The 21,605-nt window shown below is 64.6% G+C and carries 1 protein-coding gene; it reads left to right on the top strand.

Annotated elements, in window-relative coordinates; translation table 11 throughout:
- The first annotated feature begins 346 nt into the window (after positions 1 to 346).
- A complete protein-coding gene (locus C4K39_RS24545) occupies positions 347 to 21,520 on the top strand; it encodes a non-ribosomal peptide synthase/polyketide synthase (protein WP_124347619.1) in 21,174 nt (7,057 codons plus the stop codon).
- The last annotated feature ends 85 nt before the right edge of the window (positions 21,521 to 21,605 follow it).

The raw sequence follows: 21,605 nt of genomic DNA on the forward strand, positions 1-21,605 counted from the left end.
GTTGTGCTTTGGCAGGGCGGCTCCCGCCTTGGCGCTTGGGTGTGGCCAATCTGGCAGGCATAAACCTTTAACCGTGGGAGCCGGGCAAGCCGGCTCCCGCATGTTTATCCGCTGGGCATCCCCATTGTCCCGGCTTCCCATGACATACACCTCAGTGCGGATGTTTTAGTTTTCCTGCCCTGTGGGGAGCCCTGTGGCGGGCATTCAACCCATCACTTTTTGAACCTGTCGGCGGCGGCGCCTCTGTCCATGGAAGGCATGCGCCGGCGTTCGATGCCCGGTTTTTCGGTTACACGCGAATTCGGGCTTTTTCGTCATTGTTTTCGAATCTTAAGCAGGGCACACCATGCACTTCAGCGAATTGATGGCAGTTCTTTCGACCCACCCGATCCATCTTCAACGTGAAGAGGATGACCTGATCATCCTGGGCGACGATGAGGGGCTCGATGACGGGGTGATCGACAGCCTGCGCAGGCACAAGGCGCAATTGCTTGAGTTGATCGCCCGCAACGGTGGCGACTGGCTGAGCCCGGCCTATCGCATTACCCCGCAGATGCTGCCATTGACGACGCTGGACCAGGCGACCATCGACCAGATTGTCGAGGCCGTGCCCGGTGGCCTGGCAAACGTGAAAGACATCTACCCACTGGCGCCGTTGCAGCAAGGCATGCTGTACCACCACTTGTCCGCCGAACAGGGTGACCCGTATCTGCTGCAATCGCAGTACGCGTTCGACAGCCGCGAGCGCCTGGAGCAATTCACCGAAGCCTTGCAGTACGTGATCAAGCGTCACGATATTCTGCGCACCACGGTGGTGTGGGAGAGCCTCGATGAACCGGTCCAGGTGGTGCTGCGCAAGGCCGCGCTGGTCAGTGAGGAAGTGCACCTGGACCCGCGCGACGGTGACGTGCTGACCCAACTGCAAGGTCGCTTCGATGCCCGTCATTATCGCCTGGACATTCGCCAGGCGCCGATGATGCGCATGGCTTTTGCGTTGGATTCAGCGAATCAGCGTTGGGTGGCGGTGTTGATGTTTCACCACATGGCGCTGGACCATACCGCGATGGAGGTGGTGCAGCACGAAATGCAGGCCTTCCTGCTGGGGCAGGTCGAGCACCTCGGCGAGCCGGTGCCGTACCGTAACTACGTGGCCCAGGCTCTGCTGGGTGTGACGGAACAGCAGCATGAAGCGTTCTTTCGCGAGATGCTGGGCGACATCGATGAGCCGACCCTGCCTTTCGGCGCGCAGGATGTTCAGGGGGATGGTCACGGTATCGACGAAAGCCACCTGATGCTCGACAGCGGTTTGAGCAAGCGCCTGCGTGCCCAGGCGCGCCAGATAGGCGTGAGTGCCGCCAGCATGGTGCACCTGGCGCTGGCGCAAGTGCTGGGCAAGGTATCCGGGCGCGAGGAAGTCGTCTTCGGTACGGTCCTGCTGGGTCGCATGCACGCGGGCGAGGGCTCTGACCGCGCCCTGGGCATGTTCATCAACACCTTGCCGCTGCGCGTCAGCGTCGGCGCGCAAAGCGTGCGCAGTGGCCTGAAGCTGACCCATCAGCGCCTGACCGCGCTGCTTGCGCATGAGCACGCCTCGCTGGCTCTGGCCCAGCGCTGCAGCGCCGTGGCCACGCCCACGCCGCTGTTCAGCGCGATGCTCAATTACCGCCACAGTGCCACCGGCGCCACCACCGAAGCGCAGGTCGCCTGGGCCGGCATGCAAGCGCTCGGGGCACAGGAGCGTACCAACTACCCCTTGACCGTCAACTTCGATGACCTGGGTGAGGATTTCCATATCACGGTACTCGCAGGCCCCGACATAGGTGCCGAGCGTGTCGCGCGCTACCTCAATGCCGCCTTGCAGAGCCAGGTCGATGCGCTGGAACACACCCCGCAGGCGCCGCTGCAAACCCTGGGCATCCTGCCTGCAACCGAGCGCGAGCATCTGCTGCACGCCTGGAACAGCAACGAAACGGTGTATGCCGACAGCGCACTGATCCACAGCCAGGTCGAAGCCCGTGCGGCGGCGCGGCCTGACGCCGTCGCGGTGGTGTTTGATGACCAGCGCCTGAGCTACGGCGCGCTCAACAAGCGCGCCAACCAGGTCGCGCATCGCCTGCTGGCGTTGGGCGTGCGCCCGGATGATCGCGTAGCGATCTGCGTCGAGCGCGGTCTGGAAATGATCATTGGCCTGTTGGGTATTCTCAAGGCCGGTGCCGGTTACGTCCCCATCGATCCGGCCTACCCCCAGGAACGCATCAGCTACACCTTGCAAGACAGCGCGCCGGTGGCCGTGCTGGTGCAACAGGCCACCCACACCCGGGTGGCCGAATTGTCGGTGCCGGTGATCACGCTGGATACGGGGGACTGCCAGGACGAATCAACCGGCAACCCCCAGGTCGCGGGCCTGACGCCGGCGAACCTGGCCTATGTGATCTACACCTCCGGTTCCACCGGGTTGCCCAAGGGCGTGATGATCGAACACCGCAACGTGGCGCGCCTGTTCACCGCCACCGAGGCCTGGTTCCACTTCAACGATCACGACGTATGGGCTTTGTTCCACTCGTTCGCCTTCGACTTCTCGGTCTGGGAAATCTGGGGCGCGCTGATGCACGGCGGGCAGTTGCTGGTGGTGCCGCAGCTGACCAGCCGCTCGCCCGATGAATGCTATGCGCTGCTGTGCAGCGCCGGTGTGACCATTCTCAACCAGACCCCGAGCGCCTTCCGCGCACTGATCGTTGCCCAGGGCCAAAGCACCCTCAAGCACGCCCTGCGCCAGGTGATTTTTGGCGGCGAAGCGCTGGAACCGGGGATTCTCAAGCCGTGGTACGCCCACACCGCCAATAGCGGTACGCAACTGGTGAACATGTACGGCATCACTGAAACCACAGTGCATGTGACTTATCGCGCCCTTGAAGCGGCGGATGCGCAGCTGGTGGGTGCCAGCCCGATTGGCGGGGGCATTCCGGACTTGCAGTTGTATGTGCTCGATGATCGGCGCGAACCCGTGCCGGTCGGGGTGGTGGGCGAGCTGTACGTCGGTGGCGCGGGCGTGGCCCGTGGTTACCTGAACCGCCCGGAACTCAATGCCGAGCGCTTTATCGACGACCCGTTCAGCGGCCGCCCTGGCGCTCGTCTGTACAAGACCGGCGACCTGGGCCGTCGCCTGGCAGACGGCAGCATCGACTACCTGGGGCGTAACGACGACCAGGTGAAAATTCGCGGTTTCCGGATTGAATTGGGCGAAATCGAAGCGCGCCTGGCAGCCTGTGACGGCGTGCGCGAAGCCGTGGTGATTGCCCGTGAAGACACGCCGGGGGACAAACGCCTGGTGGCCTATGTGATTGGTGATGAGGGCATGGCGCCGAACGCCGCCGACCTGCGGACCCAGTTGCTGGTGCATCTGGCCGAGTACATGGTGCCTGCCGCGTTTGTCATGCTCGACAGCTTCCCGTTGACCACCAACGGCAAGCTCGACCGCAAGGCCTTGCCGGCACCGGACGCCGACGCACTGGCGCGGCGTCAGTACGAAGCACCTCAAGGTGCGGTCGAAACTGCAATCGCGACCATCTGGCAGGACTTGCTCAATGTTGAGCAGGTTGGGCGCCAGGATCACTTTTTCGAGTTGGGTGGGCACTCGTTGCTGGCGGTCAAGTTGATCGAGCGCATGCGCCAGGTCGGGCTCGGTGCCGATGTGCGTGTGCTGTTCGGTCAGCCGACCCTCGCGGCCCTGGCCTCGGCTGTCGCCGGTGCGAGCAAGGACGTGGAGGTGCCCGCCAATCGTGTGCCCGAGGGTTGCGATCACATCACCCCGGACATGCTGCCCCTGGCGGACCTCGATCAGGACGCCATCGAGCGCATCGTGGCGACGGTGCCGGGCGGGGCGCGCAACGTCCAGGAAATCTACAGCCTGGCGCCCCTGCAAGAGGGCATCCTGTACCACCATTTGGCGGCCGCCCAGGGCGACCCCTATCTGCAATACGTGACCTTCAGCTTCACCAGCCGCGAGCGGCTGACACGTTTCGCCGACGCACTGCAAGGCGTGATTTCGCGACACGACATTCTGCGTACGGCGGTGGTCTGGGAGCGCCTGGACGAGCCGGTGCAAGTGGTCTGGCGCGAGGCACAACTGGGCCTCGATGAAATCCCCCTGGATCCGGCCGCCGGTGATATCGCTGAACAACTGACCGCCTGCCTCAACCCGCGCCACCATCGCCTGGACATTCGCCAGGCCCCGCTGATGCGCATCGGCTACAGCGAGGACGCCCCCAACGAACGCTGGGTGGCCGTGTTGCTATTGCACCACCTGGTGGACGACGCCACCTCCCTGCGCATGCTGATCGCCGAAGTCGAAGCCCATACCCGCGGTGAAGAAGCACAATTGCCGGCTTCGGTGCCGTATCGCAACTACGTGGCGCAGGCACGCCTGGGCGTGAGCCGCGAAGAACACGAAGCGTTCTTCAGTGAAATGCTGGGCGATATCGACGAGCCAACCCTGCCGTTTGGCCTGCAGGATGTGCAAGGCGATGGCCACGGGGTGGAAGAGGTGCTGCTGCAACTCGATGACACCCTCAACACGCGCCTGCGCAAGCAGGCTCGGCAGTTGGGCGTGACCCCGGCGAGCCTGTATCACCTGGCCTGGGCCCGGGTGCTGGGTGGTGTTTCCGGCCGCGATGACGTGGTGTTCGGTACGGTCTTGCTGGGGCGCCTGCAAGGCGGCGAAGGCGCCGACCGCGCCCTGGGGATGTTCATCAACACGCTGCCGTTGCGCATCAGCCTCAGTGAGGCGGGCGTACGCAGCCTGGTCAAAACGACCCATGCGCGCCTGACCGGTTTGCTCAGCCATGAGCACGCGTCGCTGGTGCTGGCGCAGCGCTGCAGCAAGGTTGCGCCCTCTACGCCGCTGTTCAGCTCGCTGCTCAACTACCGTCAGCTTGGCGGTGGGGATGTGTCCCAGGCCGCGCAGGCCGCCTGGGAAGGTATCGGCATCCTCGACAGCAAGGAACGCACCAACTACCCACTGACCCTGTCGGTCAACGACATGGGCGATGCCTTTAGCCTGTCGGTCATGGCCGACGGCACCATTGGTGCCGCACGCATCTGCGGCTATATGCAATGTGTGCTGGAAAACCTCGTGCAGGCGCTGGAACAGACTCCACAAGCGGCGCTGCCAAGCCTGGGCATGTTGCCGGCGCTTGAGCGTGAGCAACTGTTGCAACACTGGAACGCCACGGACAGCCTGTATGCCGATGCCGCGTTGATTCATCACCAGATCGAGCGCCAGGCGGCCGAACAGCCCGATGCCATCGCGGTGGTGTTTGAAGACAGTCACCTGAGCTACGCCGAGCTGAACACGCGCGCGAACAGAGTTGCGCACCGCCTGCTGAGCCTGGGCGTAAGCCCGGATGAGCGGGTGGCGATCTGCGTGGAGCGCGGGCTGGAAATGATCATCGGCTTGCTCGGCATCCTCAAGGCGGGTGCCGGTTACGTACCGATCGACCCTGCCTACCCGCAGGAACGCATCAGTTACACCCTGCAGGACAGTGCGCCGGTGGCGGTGCTGGTGCAGGCGGCGACACAGGCGCGGATTGCCGAACTTGCGGTGCCGGTGATTGACCTGGACGCGACGGACCTGCAACTGCAGCCGATGCAGAACCCGCAAGTGCCTGGCCTGACCTCGGCCAACCTGGCTTACGTGATCTACACCTCAGGCTCCACCGGCCTGCCCAAAGGTGTGATGATCGAGCACCGCAACGTGGCGCGGCTGTTCTCCGCCACCGAAGGGTGGTTCAACTTCAATGACAAGGACGTGTGGGCGCTGTTCCACTCGTTCGCCTTCGACTTCTCGGTCTGGGAAATCTGGGGCGCGCTGATCCACGGCGGGCAGTTGCTGGTAGTGCCGCAACTCACCAGCCGCTCGCCGGACGAGTGCTATGCGCTGCTGTGCAGTGCCGGTGTGACCATCCTCAACCAGACCCCGAGTGCCTTCCGTTCATTGATCGCCGCCCAGGGCCAGAGTGCCTTGAAGCATTCCCTGCGCCAGGTGATTTTCGGCGGCGAAGCCCTGGAACCGGGGATGCTCAAGCCTTGGTATGCGCGTACGGCCAACGCCGGTACGCAACTGGTGAACATGTACGGCATCACCGAAACCACGGTGCATGTGACTTACCGGGCCCTTGAAGCGGCGGATGCGCAGTTGGTGGGGGCCAGCCCGATTGGCGGGCGTATTCCGGACTTGCAGCTCTACGTGCTCGACAGCGCACGCGAACCGGTGCCAGTGGGTGTCGTGGGTGAGTTGTACGTCGGCGGTGCCGGGGTGGCACGTGGTTACTTGAACCGCCCGGAACTCAATGCCGAGCGCTTTATCGCCGACCCGTTCAGCGGGCGTGCCGATGCCCGCCTGTACAAGACCGGTGACCTGGGCCGCTGGTTGCCAGATGGCAGCATCGACTACCTGGGACGCAATGACGACCAGGTGAAGATCCGTGGTTTCCGTATCGAACTCGGGGAAATCGAGGCGCACCTCGCGGCCTGTGACGGCGTACGTGACGCGGTGGTGATTGCTCGCGAGGACCAGCCCGGCAACAAGCGCCTGGTGGCCTACGTCATCGCGGCCGATGGCGCCGAACTTGTGGCGGCCGACCTGCGCCAGCAGTTGCTGGTGTCCTTGGCCGATTACATGGTGCCCAGCGCATTCGTGATGCTTGAGCGCTTGCCGTTGACCACCAACGGCAAGCTTGATCGCAAAGCCTTGCCGGCGCCGGATGGCGATGCCCTGGCGCGGCGCGAATACGAGCGTCCGGAGGGGGAGGTGGAGCAGACCCTGGCCGCGCTGTGGCAAGAGTTGCTGGGCGTGGAACGGGTGGGGCGGCACGACAACTTCTTCGAACTGGGCGGCCATTCGCTGCTGGCGGTGAAGTTGATCGAACGCATGCGCCAGCTCGAACTGAGCGCCGATGTGCGTGTCCTTTTTGGCCAGCCCACTTTGGCGGCCCTGGCGGCCGCGGTGGGCGGCCATGCGCAGCTGCAGGTGCCGGCCAACCTGATCGGGCCTGGCTGCGAGCAGATCACTCCCGACCTGCTGCCCCTGGCCGAACTGGACCAAAGCAGCATCGACCGCATCGTCGCCAGCGTGCCCGGCGGCGTGCGCAATGTGCAGGATATCTACAGCCTCGCACCGCTGCAGGACGGTATGTTCTACCACCACCTGGCAGCGGATCAGGGTGATGCCTACCTGCTGCACATGCTGTTTTCGTTTACCGGGCCCGAACCGCTCAACCTGTTCGCCAAGGCCCTGCAAAGCGTGATCGACCGTCACGACATCCTGCGCAGCAGCATCGCCTGGGAAGGGCTCGTGGAGCCTGTGCAAGTGGTATGGCGCCAAGCTTCGCTGGGCCTGGAGCAAGTGGCCATCGACCCGACCGAGGGTGACGTACTGGCGCAACTGCACAGTCGGTTCGACCCGCGCCACTACCGCCTGGACATGACCCGTGCTCCGCTGATGCATTTGGCCTACACCGAGGACAGTGCCAACCAGCGCTGGGTCGGCATCCTTTTGTTCCACCACATGGTGCTCGACCATACCGCGCTGGAGGTGCTGATCGAGGAGGTCCAGGCCAGCCTCAAAGGCCAGAGCGCACAGTTGCCGCCGTCGATTCCGTATCGCGAGCATGTGGCGCAGTCGCGCCTGGGCGCTGATCGCCAGGCCCATGAAGCGTTCTTCGGCGAGATGCTGGGTGATATCGATGAACCGACCCTGGCGTTCGGCCTGCAGAATGTGCAGGGCGACGGCAGGGGGGTCGAGGAATCGCACCTGATGCTCGACAGCGTACTGGGCGGGCGGCTGCGTGAGCAGGCGCGGGTGCTTGGGGTCAGCGCTGCGAGCCTGATGCACCTGGCGTGGGGCCAGGTGCTGGCGCAGGTCAGTGGCCGTGAGGACGTGGTGTTCGGCACGGTGCTGCTGGGCCGCTTGCAAGGCGGTGAAGGGGCAGGGCGTGCGCTGGGCTTGTTCATCAACACATTGCCGTTGCGTGTCAGCATCGGCGCCCAGGGGGCCCGCGAAGCAGTGCGTGCCACTCACACGCAACTGGCGCAACTGCTGGCCCACGAACATGCGTCCTTGTCGCTGGCCCAGCATTGCAGCGGCATGCCGGCGGCGCAGGCGTTGTTCAACACCTTGCTCAACTACCGCCACAGTGCGGCCGCGCCAGTGTCCACCGCAGACATTGCCGCCTGGGACGGCATTCAGGCGCTGAGCATGGAAGAGCGCACCAACTACCCGCTGGTGCTTAACGTCGATGACTTCGGCAGCGGCTTTCAACTCAATGCCCAGGCGCTGGTGGGGATTGGTGCACTGCGTGTGTGCGTCTATATGCAGGCGGCGCTGGCGCAATTGGTCGATGCCCTGGAACATGCGCCCGGTACACCGTTGCAGGACCTGTCGGTCTTGCCCGAGGCTGAGCGCCAGGAACTGCTGGAAGCCTTCAACGACAGCGAGCGTCCGTTCCCGCAGACCTCGACCGTGCACGCGTTGTTCGAGGCTCAGGTACGCATCCGTCCGGACGCTGTAGCGGTGGTTCACGCTGAACAGTCGCTGAGCTATGCGCAATTGAACCGGCGCGCCAACCGCCTGGCCCACCACCTGATCAGCCTGGGCGTGCAGGCGGGTGACAGTGTCGCCATCCTGCTGGAGCGTTCCGTAGACTTGCTGGCCAGCCAACTGGCAATCAGCAAGGCAGCCGCGGTGTATGTGCCGCTGGATGTCAACGCTCCCGCCGACCGTCAAACCTTCATGCGCCAGGACAGCGGCGCGCGATGGCTGCTCACCACCAGCGCCCATCAAGCCCCCGAAGGCGGCGAGCGCCTGGACCTGGACAGCCTCGACCTGAGCGATGCTCCGGTCCACGACCCGGCCATTGAACAGTCTGCCGAGTCGGTCGCCTACATCATGTACACCTCCGGTTCCACCGGCGTGCCCAAGGGCGTGCTGGTGCCGCATCGGGGCATCACGCGGCTGGTGATCAACGGTGGTTATGCCGATTTCAATACCCATGACCGTATTGCCTTTGCCTCCAACCCGGCGTTCGACGCCAGCACCATGGACGTCTGGGGCGCCTTGCTCAATGGCGGCCAAGTGGTGGTGATCGACCACGACACGCTGCTTGACCCACTGCGTTTTGGCGCCGTATTGAGCGAATCGGCGGTCACGATCCTGTTCACCACCACGGCGCTGTTCAACCAGTACGTACAGCTGATTCCCGACGCCCTCAAGGGCTTGCGCATGCTGCTGTGTGGTGGCGAACGCGCGGACCCGGCGGCGTTCCGCAGCCTGCTTGAGCATGCGCCCAAGCTGCGTCTGGTGCATTGCTACGGCCCGACCGAAAGCACCACCTACGCCACCACCTTTGAAGTGCGTGCGCTGGCCGACGATGCCGAGAGCGTGCCGATCGGCGGGCCAATTTCCAATACGCGCATTTACCTGCTCGACCAACGCCAGCAGCCGGTACCGTTGGGCGTTGTCGGGGAGATCTACATTGGCGGCAAAGGCGTCGCCAAGGGTTACCTGAACCGGCCCGAGCTGACCGCCGAGAAGTTTATTCTGGACCCGTTCAGCCACGAGCCGGGCGCGTTGATGTACCGCACGGGCGACCTTGGCCGCTGGTTGGCCAAGGGCGAACTGGATTGCCTGGGCCGTAATGACGACCAAGTGAAGATCCGTGGTTTCCGCATTGAACTCGGGGAGATCGAAAACCGCCTCGGCGAACACCCGCAGATCAACGAGGTCGTGGTGCTGGCCCGTGAGGACGAGCCGGGCAGCAAGCGCCTGGTGGCCTACTTCACCGAGCACCAGGCGTTGGACATCCAGGCCCTGCGCACCTGGCTGCAAGAGCAGCTGCCGGAGTACATGGTGCCGCGTGCCTATGTGCGTCTCGACAGCCTGCCGTTGACCAATAACGGCAAGGTGGACCGCAAAGCGCTGCCGATCCCGGATCAGGAAGCCTTGCTCAGCCGTGGCTATGAAGCGCCGCAGGGCGAGGTGGAAGTGGCGCTGGCGCAGATCTGGAGCCAATTGCTCAAGGTCGAGCAGGTCGGGCGTGAAGATCACTTCTTCGAGCTGGGCGGGCATTCGTTGTTGGCCATGCGTTTGATTTCCCAGGTGCGTGTACACCTGGGGGTGGAACTGGACCTTGCAGCGCTGTTTGCCCACCCGCAACTTTCGGCCCTCGCCCAGGCGGTGGCCAAGGCGGGGCGCAGCAGCCTGCCGCCGATCGTGCCGGTGTCCCGTGAAGAGGCGCTGCCACTGTCGTTTGCCCAGCAGCGCCTGTGGTTCCTGGCGCAGATGGACAATGTCGGCGCCGCCTACAACATGCCGATTGGCCTGGGCCTGCGTGGCGCCCTTGATGCGCTGGCGCTGGAGCGCGCCCTGGCGCAGATCGTCAGCCGGCATGAAGTGCTGCGCAGTGTGTTTGTGGTCGATAACGATGAGCCGCAGTTGGTCATCACCCCGGTCGAAGGCGCCTTTGTGCTTGAGCACAACGACCTGCGCGAGCTGGCCGATGCAGCGCAGCAGTTGCAGGCTTTGACCGAGCACGAGGCGCTGGCCCCGTTTGACCTGGTCAACGGGCCGTTGCTGCGTGCGCGCCTGGTGCGCATGGGTGACGAACACCACGTGCTGCTGTTGACCCTGCACCATATCGCTTCTGACGGGTGGTCGATGGGCGTGCTGACCCGCGAGCTGATGGCGCTGTATGGCGCCTTCAGCCAGGGCCTGGCCGACCCGTTGCCGCCGCTGGCCCTGCAATACGCCGACTTCGCCGTGTGGCAGCGCCGCTGGTTGAGTGGCGAGGTGTTGCAACAGCAAAACCTGTATTGGCAACAGGCTCTGGCCGGTGCGCCGGCCATGTTGACGTTGCCCACTGACCGCCCGCGTCCCGCGCAGCAGGACTTCGCCGGTGCGGTGCTGAACCTGCAACTGGATACCGAGCTGACCCAGGGCCTCAAGACCCTCAGCCAACGCCATGGCACCACGCTGTACATGACGCTGCTGGCGGCCTGGGGCGCGTTGCTCAGCCGTCTGGCCGGGCAGGATGAAGTGGTGATCGGTTCACCGGTGGCCAACCGCAACCGTGTCGAGGTCGAAGGCCTGATCGGTCTGTTCGTCAACACCCTGGCCGTGCGTATCGACGCCTCGGGTGAGCCGACCGTGCAAACCCTGCTGGCGCGGGTCAAGGCCCAGACGCTGGGCGCGCAGGCCCATCAGGACCTGCCGTTCGAACAGGTGGTGGATATCATCAAACCTGTGCGCAGCATGGCCTACAGCCCGATTTTCCAGACCATGCTGACGTGGCAGAACAACGAAAGTGTGGCACCGGTACTCGGTGACCTGGTGCTGGAAGGCAGCGGCCAGATCAACAGCGCGGCGAAATTCGACCTGTCGCTGGAGCTGTGCGAGGCCCAGGGCCATATCATCGGCTCCCTGAGCTACGCCACGGCGTTGTTTGATGCACCGACCCTGACCCGTCACCTCGGCTACCTTGAGCGCATGTTGCGCGCCATGGTCGCCGACGATCAGGCACTGCTTGCCCGTGTGCCGCTGCTCGATGATGACGAGCGCCAACAGCAGCTGGCCGGCCTTGGCGGCCTGCGCACTGCGTTGCCGGGCGCCACGGTGCACAGCCTGTTCGAGGCTCAGGCGCTGCGCACACCGGATGCCCGTGCCGTGCAGGCCGGCAACGGTTCACTGACCTACCGCGAGCTAAACGAGCGTGCCAACCGGCTGGCCCACCACTTGCGCGAGCTTGGCGTACAGCCCGATGCCCGCGTGGCGATCTGTGTGGAGCGCAGTGCCGAGCTGATTGTCGGCTTGCTGGCGATTCTCAAGGCCGGCGGCGCCTATGTGCCGATCGACCCGAACTACCCGCTGGAGCGCATTCACTACATGTTGCACGACAGCGCCCCGGCGGCGCTGCTGGTGCACAGTGCGACCGCGCAGCTGGCCGGCGAACCGGGCCTGCCGGTGGTCGACCTCGACCGTGATGACGCGTACACCCCGAACCTGCATAACCCGCAGGTGGCCGAACTGACGGCCACACACTTGACCTATGTGATCTACACCTCAGGCTCCACCGGCCAGCCCAAGGGCGTCATGGTCGAGCATCAGGGCGTGGTCAACATGCTTGGCTGGTACCTTGACGACGTGGGTCTTAATGCCAGCGATGCGGTGTTGCTGCTGACCTCCCACAGCTTTGACCTGACCCAGAAAAACATCTTCGCCAGCCTGGCCGTGGGGGCCACCTTGCACCTGGCGGACAGCCCGTTTGATCCTTCGAGCATCGTGCGCCAGATCAGCGACCAGGCGATCACCCACATCAACCTGGCTCCCAGCGCGTTTTATGCGCTGATCGACGCCGACCAGCAGTCCGCCCTGAGCCAGCTGCGCCGCGTGGTGCTGGGTGGCGAGCCGATCAAGCTGTCGCAATTGGAAAAACTGCAGGTGCCGCGCCCGCAATTCATCAACAGTTATGGCCCGACCGAGTGCAGCGACGTGGTTGCCTGGCATGCGGTCGACGCTGACCTGGACAGCTACGGTGCCACAGATATTCCGCTGGGCCGGCCATTGCGCAACCTCACGCTCTACGTGCTGGACGCCTACGGGCAACTGGTGCCGACCGGCAGCGTGGGTGAGCTCTACATCGGCGGCGCCGGTGTGGCCCGTGGTTACCTCAACCGTGAAGCACTGACTGCCGAACGCTTCCTCGACGATCCGTTCACGCCGGGCGGGCGCATGTACCGAACCGGTGACCTGGCGCGTTACCGCGCCGACGGCACGCTCGACTACTTGGGCCGCAACGACGACCAGGTCAAGATCCGTGGCCTGCGCATCGAGCTGGGCGAAATCGAAGCGCTGCTCGCGGCCCACCCGGAAGTCACCGAGGCTGCGGTACTGGTACGTGATGAGCGACTGGTGGCCTACTTCACCGGCCTTACGCCGCAGATCGAAGAGCTGCGCGCCTACCTGCAAAGCGCACTGCCGGAGTACATGGTGCCGTCGGCCTATGTGCAACTTGACGCATTGCCCCTGAACCCTAACGGCAAGCTGGATCGCAAGGCGCTGCCGGCGCCGGGCCTCGATGCAGTGGTCAGCGGTGTGTATGAAGCGCCCGAGGGCGAGATTGAAGCGACCCTGGCGCATATCTGGCAGGACCTGCTGGGGCTGGAGCAGATTAGCCGGCAAGGGCATTTCTTTGATTTGGGCGGTCATTCGCTGTTGGCGATGCGCCTGATTTCCCAGGTGCGCCAGCGTCTGGGTGTGGAGCTGGCCCTGGCCGATCTGTTTGCCCACCCGCAACTGGCCGCATTGGCCCAGGTGCTGGCACAGGCGTCCCGCAGTACCTTGCCGGCGATTTTGCCGGTATCGCGCGACCAGGATTTGCCGCTGTCGTTTGCCCAGCAGCGCTTGTGGTTCCTGGCGCAGATGGAGGGCGCCAGCACCGCCTACAACATGCCGATTGCCCTCAGGCTGCGCGGTCACCTGGATGCCGACGCGCTGGAACGCGCGCTCACGGCCATCGTGGCGCGCCACGAAGCCCTGCGCAGTCGTTTCGTGCAGCACAACAGCGAGGCTCTGGTGCGTATCGACCCGGCCGAGCGGGCCTTTGCGCTGCGGCGTCTGGACGTCGACAGCGAGGCCGCTGTGCAAGCGCACATCAGCGCCGACGCGCTGCAACCGTTCGACCTGGAACAGGGGCCGCTGATTCGTGCACAGCTGTTGCAGCGTGCCGACGACCATCACGTGCTGTTGTTGACCATGCACCACATCGTCTCCGATGGCTGGTCGATGGGTGTGCTGACCCGTGAACTGATGGCGCTGTACGAGGCCTTCCGCCACGGCCAGCCGGACCCGCTGCCGCCGCTGGCCCTGCAGTACGGCGATTTTGCCGTGTGGCAGCGCCGCTGGTTGAGTGGCGAGGTGTTGCAGCAACAGAGCCAGTACTGGCAGCAAGCGCTGGCGGATGCACCCGCCTTGCTGATGCTGCCCACCGACCGTCCACGCCCGGCGCGCCAGGACTACAGCGGCGCGACCTTGACCCTGTTGCTCGACGTCGACCTTACCGCCGGGCTCAAGGCCTTGAGTCAACGCCACGGCACCACGCTGTACATGACCATGATGGCCGCGTGGGGCGCGTTGCTCTGCCGTCTGTCCGGCCAGGATGAGGTGGTGATCGGTTCGCCGGCCGCCAACCGCATGCGTGCCGAAGTCGAAGGCCTGATCGGCCTGTTCGTCAACACCCTCGCCGTGCGTATTGGTGCGGGCGAGGACCTGACCGTCGCCGCTTTGCTGGCGCATGCCAGGGACCGCACGCTGGCAGCGCAAGCCCATCAGGACTTGCCGTTCGAGCAAGTGGTGGAGGTGGTCAAGCCGGCGCGCAGCCTGGCCCATAGCCCGGTGTTCCAGACCCTGCTGACCTGGCAGAACAGCGACGGCCCAAGCCTGGTGATGGGTGACCTGCAGTTCGAAGCGGTCGGCGAGACCAGCAACTTCGCCAAATTCGACCTGTCCCTGGACCTGGGGGAAGTGCAAGGCCACATCGCCGGTAACCTGGAGTACGCCACGGCGCTGTTTGAGGAATCCACCCTGCAACGGTACCTGGGGTATTTCAAGCGACTGCTGCACGCGATGGTCGCCGATGACCAGGCGCAGTTGGCGCATATCGCGCTGGTGGATGAGGAGGAGCGCGATTACCTGCTGCACGCACTCAACAAAACCGAAGTCGCTTACCCGCACGAGGCCACTATTCACCAGTTGTTTGAAGCCCAGGTCGAGGCCACGCCGCAGGCCATCGCGGTGGCGTTCGAAGCTGGGCGCATCAGTTATGCCGAACTCAACCGCCGGGCCAACCGCCTGGCGCATCACCTGATCGGCCTGGGCATTGGCCCGGACGAGCGCGTGGCGATCTGCGCCGAGCGCGGCGATGAGGTGCTGGTGGGCCTGCTCGGGGTACTCAAGGCCGGCGCTGCTTATGTGCCGCTGGACCCCAATTACCCGCCGGAGCGCCTGGCTTACATGATCGCCGACAGTACACCTTCGGCGGTGCTGACCCAGCGTCCGTTGCAGGACCGTCTGCCGGCCCTGGCGATCCCGAGTGTGTTGCTGGATGAACCGGTCGAGGGTGCCGACCACAACCCGGTGGTGCCGGGCCTCAATGCCCGTCACCTGGCGTATGTGATCTACACCTCCGGCTCCACCGGCAACCCCAAAGGGGTGATGATCGAGCACCGCGGGCTGGTCAACTACAGCCTCGACGCCGCGCGCCTGTTCGGCTTGACGCCGCAGGACACCGTGTTGCAACAGAACACGCTGAACTTCGACCTGTCGGTGGAGGAGATCTTCCCGGCCCTGTTGGCGGGCGCGACCCTGGCGCCAAGCCGCCATGTGTTCGGCACCGAAGCCGCGCGCGACCCGGCCATTACGCCGACCTTCCTGCACCTGACGGCCGCTCACTGGCACACCCTGGCCGCTGAATGGCATCACGATCCGCAGCAGGCCCAGGCCCATCTGCGTGATGTGCGCTTGATCAACGTGACGGGGGATGCGTTGTCGGCGCAAAAACTCAAGCTCTGGGACGAGGCGCGCCCGGCCCATGTACGGCTGATCAACACCTACGGCCCGACCGAAGCGACGGTGTCCTGCACCACTGCTTACGTGAGTTACACCGGCGACATCAATGGCAACACCACCATCGGCAAACCGATGGCCAACACCCGTATCTACCTGCTCGACAGCCGGCAGCAGCCGGTGCCATTGGGTGTGGCGGGGGAGATTTTCATTGGTGGCGACGGCGTGGCACGCGGTTATCTGAACCTTGAACAGATCAGCACCGAGCGCTTTATTGCCGACCCGTTCAGCCCGGTACCGGGTGCGCGGATGTACAAGACCGGTGACTTGGCACGTTACCTGGCGGATGGCTCGATCGAGTACCTGGGCCGTAATGACTTCCAGGTCAAGGTGCGTGGTTTCCGCATCGAGCTGGGCGAAATCGAATCGAGCCTGGGCAACTGCGCCGGCGTCAAGGAAGTTGCAGTGATTGCACGCGAAGACCGCCCCGGCGAGAAACGCCTGGTGGCCTACGTGGTGCCGCATGCCGGGGTCGAGCTGAGCGCCGCCGGATTGCGCAGCTACCTGGCGCCGTTGCTGGCGGAATACATGATTCCGTCAGCCTTCGTCACCCTGCAAGCGCTGCCGCTCACGCCGAACCGCAAACTGGACCGCAAAGCCTTGCCGGCCCCGGATCAGTCGGCGGTGGCGAGCCGTGATTACCAGGCACCGCAAGGGCGTATCGAACGCCGCCTGGCGCTGGTCTGGGAGCAAGTGCTGCAGCTGGAACAAGTGGGTCGGCATGACAACTTCTTCGAGCTCGGCGGCCATTCGTTGCTGGCGGTCAAGCTGGTGGAGCGCATGCGCCAGGAAGACCTGCGGGTCGACGTCGGTGCCTTGTTTACCCATCCGACCCTTGCCGGGTTGGCCAAAGTCGTCGGCAGCAGCCGCGCGCTGGTGATTCCGGCCAATGCCATTGAAGCTGATTGCCCACGCATCACGCCTGAGTTGCTGCCGCTGGCCAGCCTCAGCCAGGACGAGATCGACAGCATCGTTGCCAGCGTGCCGGGCCAACTGGCCAACGTACAGGACATCTACGGCATGACGCCGTTGCAGGAAGGCATCCTGTATCACCACCTGTTGGCGGATGAGGGCGATTTGTACCTGGAGCAGGCGTCGTTCAGTTTCGACAGCCGCGAGCGCCTCGATGCCTTTACCCAAGCCCTGCAAGGCGTGGTCGAGCGTAACGACATCCTGCGCTCCACCATGCGCTGGGAAGGCTTGGGCGAGCCGGTGCAGGTGGTGTTGCGCCACGTGCCGTTTGCCCTGGAAGAGTTGAACCTGGACGGCGAAGGCGATGCCGGTGCGCAACTGCGTGAGCGTTTCAACCCGCAGCATTTCCGCATGGACCTGCGCGACGCGCCGCTGATGCGCCTGGTGGGTGCCTATGACGTTGGGCAACAGCAGTGGTGTGCGCTGCTGATGTTCCACCACATGCTGTTCGATCACGTCGCCATGGATCTCTTGCAGTACGAGTTGCAGGCGTTCCTCACCGGTCAGCAAGACCGCTTGAGCGCGCCCGTGCCGTACCGCAACTATGTGGCCCAGGCGCGCCTGGGCCTGACGGAGCAGGAGCATGAAGCGTTTTTCAGCGCGATGCTGGCAGACATCGACGAGCCGACCTTGCCGTTTGGCCTGCACGATGTGCAAGCCGGCGGCACGCTGGAAGCGGCGCAACTGCTTGTGGACGAGGACCTTGGCCAGCGTCTGCGCAGCGCCGCACGGCAACTGGGCGTCAGCGCCGCGAGCCTGATGCATGTGGCTTGGGCGCAAGTACTGGCGCATGTCTGCGGCCAGGATGAGGTGGTGTTCGGCACGGTGCTGATGGGAGGGCTGCAGGGCGGTGAACGCGCCTTGGGGCTGTTCCTCAACACCTTGCCGTTGCGCGTCAGCGTGGGCGCCGAGGGTGCACAGGCCGGGGTCAAGGCCACCCATGCGCGCTTGAGCACGTTGCTCGGTCATGAACACGCGTCTCTGGCCCTGGCCCAGCGTTGCAGCGGTGTTGCCGCCCCGGCACCTTTGTTCAGTGCCTTGCTCAACTACCGTCACAGTGCAGGTGCCGCCTCCAGTGAAGACATCGCGGTATGGACCGGCATCCACGCGCTGGGCGGTGAAGAACGCAGCAACTACCCACTGTCGCTGGACGTCGACGACTTTGGCCAGGCCTTCGCCCTGACCGTTCAGGTCAGCCCGGAAGTTGGCGCACAACGGGTCTGCGGCTATATGCACGGCGCACTCGACAGCCTGGTGGATGCCCTGGAACGTACTCCGGACGCGTCGCTGAGCAGCCTGGAGATCCTGCCGCTGGCCGAACGTCAGCAGGTACTGCTGGACTTTAACCAGACTCATACCGACGAAGCCCAGGATCAACTGATCCATGGCCTGTTCGAGGCCCAGGTACTGCGTACCCCCGGCGCGATCGCGCTGGAGTTCGACGGCCAGGCGCTGAGCTACGCCGAACTGAATGCCCAGGCCAACCAGTTGGCCCATCATTTGATTACCCTCGGCGTGCAGCCTGACGACCGTGTCGCTATCGCGCTGGAGCGCGGGATGCAGATGGTGGTGGCCTTGCTCGCCACCCTCAAATCCGGTGCTGCGTACGTACCGCTCGACCCGGCTTACCCGCCGCAACGCCTGGCTTTCATGCTCGGCGACAGTGCGCCACGGGTGTTGCTCAGCGAGTACGCAGTGCTGCCGCTGCTCGGCACGCTGCCACAGGCCATGCAGGTGGTGACCTTGAACAGCGCGCTGCAACCCTGGCGCGAGCTGGGCACGCACAACCCGCAGCCTGCGCAGTTGGGGCTAGTCAGCGAACACCTGGCCTATGTGCTCTATACCTCCGGTTCGACCGGCACGCCGAAGGGCGTGATGATCGAGCATGCCGGCCTGTGCAATGAGATCCAGGCGATTCGTGGCTTGACCGGCTTGGGGGCGGGGGATCGTGCGCTGCAATTTGCGACCATCAACTTCGACGCGTCCATCGAAGAGATTTTTGGCGCGCTGACTTGCGGCGCCACCCTGGTGCTGCGCAGTGCCGACTGGTTGACCGATGCCGCGCACTTCTGGAGCCTGGCGGCGCAGGCACGGCTGTCGGTGATCAGCTTGCCGACTCGCTTCTGGCAGGGCCTGGCGGACGATCACAGCACTGTCATTCCGGCGTCTGTGCGGGTCATTGTGGTGGGGGGCGAAGAACTGAGCCCGGAGGCGGTGCAGCATTGGTTCCTGCGCAGCGGCCACACGCCGCGCTTGCTCAATACCTATGGCCCGACTGAAGCGACGATCATTGCGACCGCCAATGAAGTGTTTGCCGCCAACCCGCATCCTCGGGCCATTGGGCGTCCGATCGCCAACACCCGAGTGTATGTGTTGGACACCCATGGGCATCCGACGGGCCTGGGGGTGGCCGGTGAGATTCACCTGGCCGGTATCGGGATCGCCCGCGGGTACCTCAACCAGCCGCAACTGAGCAGTGAGCGCTTCCTGGCCGACCCGTTCAGCGACAGCCCGGGCCGCCTGTACAAGACCGGCGACCTGGGTCGCTGGTTGCCGGACGGCACCCTGGAATACCTGGGGCGTAACGACGATCAGGTGAAAATCCGTGGTTTCCGTATCGAATTGGGCGAAGTCGAAAGCGCGCTGTTGGCCTGTGAAGGCGTACGGGAGGCCGTGGTCATGGCTCGCGACGACAGTGAAGGGCAGGTCGCCGGCAAGCAATTGGTGGCTTACCTGTGCGGTTCGACGGGCTCAATCGAGCAACTGCGTGAAGAACTGCTGAGCCACTTGCCGCAGTACATGCTGCCGAGCGCGTATGTCCAGCTGGACAGCTTGCCGGTGACACCGAACGGCAAACTCGACCGCAAGGCGTTGCCGGCGCCTGAGCAGGCGGTGCTCAGCCGCGACTATGCAGCGCCGGTCGGGGCACTGGAAGAACGCCTGGCGGGCCACTGGGCCCACGTGTTGAAGCTGGCAAGGGTAGGGCGCCACGACAGCTTCTTTGAAATGGGCGGGCATTCGCTGCTGGCGATTCGCCTGGTCAGCCTGCTGACCCAGGACGGCCTGCCGGTCACCCTGGCGCAGTTGTTCCAGCACGCCAGCGTCGCGTCGATGGCCGTGCTGCTGCGCTTGCGCAGCGATGCGCCGGCACTCGAGGAAGGCCTGGTCACGGTACGTGCCGGCGGCACCCAGGCGCCATTGTTCCTGGTGCATGAGTTCAGCGGGCTGAATGTGTATTTCCCGGCGCTGGCCCGGCATGTGGATGCGGACATTCCGGTCTACGGCCTGGAAGGCGTGGCCTGGGGCGAGCCGCAGTTGCGGACCCTGGAATGCATGGCCGCCCGGCACATCGACATGATGCGCAGCGTGCAGCCCCACGGCCCCTACCGTTTGGCCGGCTGGTCGTTCGGCGGGTTGCTGGCGTATGAAATCGCCGCGCAGCTGATCGGCATGGACGAGGAGGTGAGTTTCCTCGGCCTGTTGGACACCCACGTGCCGCGTCTGGTCGATCAAGGCAAGGCGCGCTGGTCGGTGGCCCATGCCCACAGCCTGCACCTGCTCGAACAGTGCCGCGCCTTCTGCCAGGCTCAACGGCCGGTGGATGGACAGGCGCTGGCCACCCTCACGCAGTTGGAGGGTGACGCGGCACAGATGGACTTTGACACCCTGTGGCAACGCTGCTGCGACGCCGGCTTGCTGCAACCGCAGCTGGCGGCGCTGTCCCGTGACGCCTTGTGGGCCTACCTGGACCGTGAAGTCGCCCATGGCCATGGGCAAGCCCATTACAGCTTGTTGCCGCTGACCATGCCGGTGCATTTGTTCACGGCCGAAGAACGCATGGATGAGGCTTCGCGCAGCAGTGACACGCTGGGTTGGGATGAGGTTCTGCCGACGGCCCTGCTGCAGCGTATCAGGGTGCCAGGCGACCACCAGAGCATGATGCAGGCGCCGCACATCGCGGCGTTGGGCCAGGCCATCGGCGATGCCTTGAATGCCTTGCCGGCAACATCGGCCAACACACCCTACCAACCGGTGCTGACGATCCAGAGCGGGCAGGCCGGGCAGGCACCGATCTTCTGCATACCGGGGGCCGGCGATAGCGTCACAGGGTTTATCGGCCTGAGTGATGCGTTCGGGCCGGCCTGGCCGATCCATGGCCTGCAACCCCGCGGGCTGGACGCCAAGGCGTTGCCCCACAGCCGCGTGGAAACGGCGGCGCAGGCCTATCTGCAGGCACTGGAACAGCAATGCCCGCATGGGCCGGTGCATCTGCTGGGGCATTCTTTTGGTGGCTGGGTAGCCTTCGAGATGGCTCTGCGCCTGCAGGCCCAGGGGCGCGAAGTGTTGTCGCTGACCCTGATCGACAGTGAATCACCGGGCAGTTCGGGCGTGGTCGGCAAGCCGTACACCGCAACCGGCGTGCTACTGCGCCTGATCGAAACCCTGCAACTGGCGGCTGGAAAACCGTTCGGGATTGATCAGCAGGCCTTTGTTGATCTGGATGAATCGGCACAACTGGCAACCTTGCACGCCGCCATGGTGCGCGTCGGCATGCTTTCAGCGCGCTCCACACCTGATGTGATGCAAGGGCCGGCGCGTGCCTTTGGTGCTGCGCTGCGCACGGTCTACCAGCCGCGCCAGCGCTACAACGGTCCGGTGCGCCTGGTGTTGGCCGATGATCCGACGCTGGATGCACAGGGCAATCAACGTGAGCAGACCAGCATGATCGAGGGCTGGAGCCGACACACGGATCACCTGCAGACCTGGTACGGACCAGGCAACCATTTCACCCTGCTCAAGGCGCCGCACGTCTACAGCCTGGCGTCCTGGTGGCACGACGGCCTGATCGTGCCGCCCGGCAAGGTGACCTCATGACGCGTGATACAGGGGGAGCCGGCACGGGCGCTTGCGCCCTTACCTGAAGCGAACATTCGAGCAACTTAGCGCAAGCCCGGCCAGT

Source organism: Pseudomonas sessilinigenes, assembly GCF_003850565.1.
Lineage (GTDB): Bacteria > Pseudomonadota > Gammaproteobacteria > Pseudomonadales > Pseudomonadaceae > Aquipseudomonas > Aquipseudomonas sessilinigenes.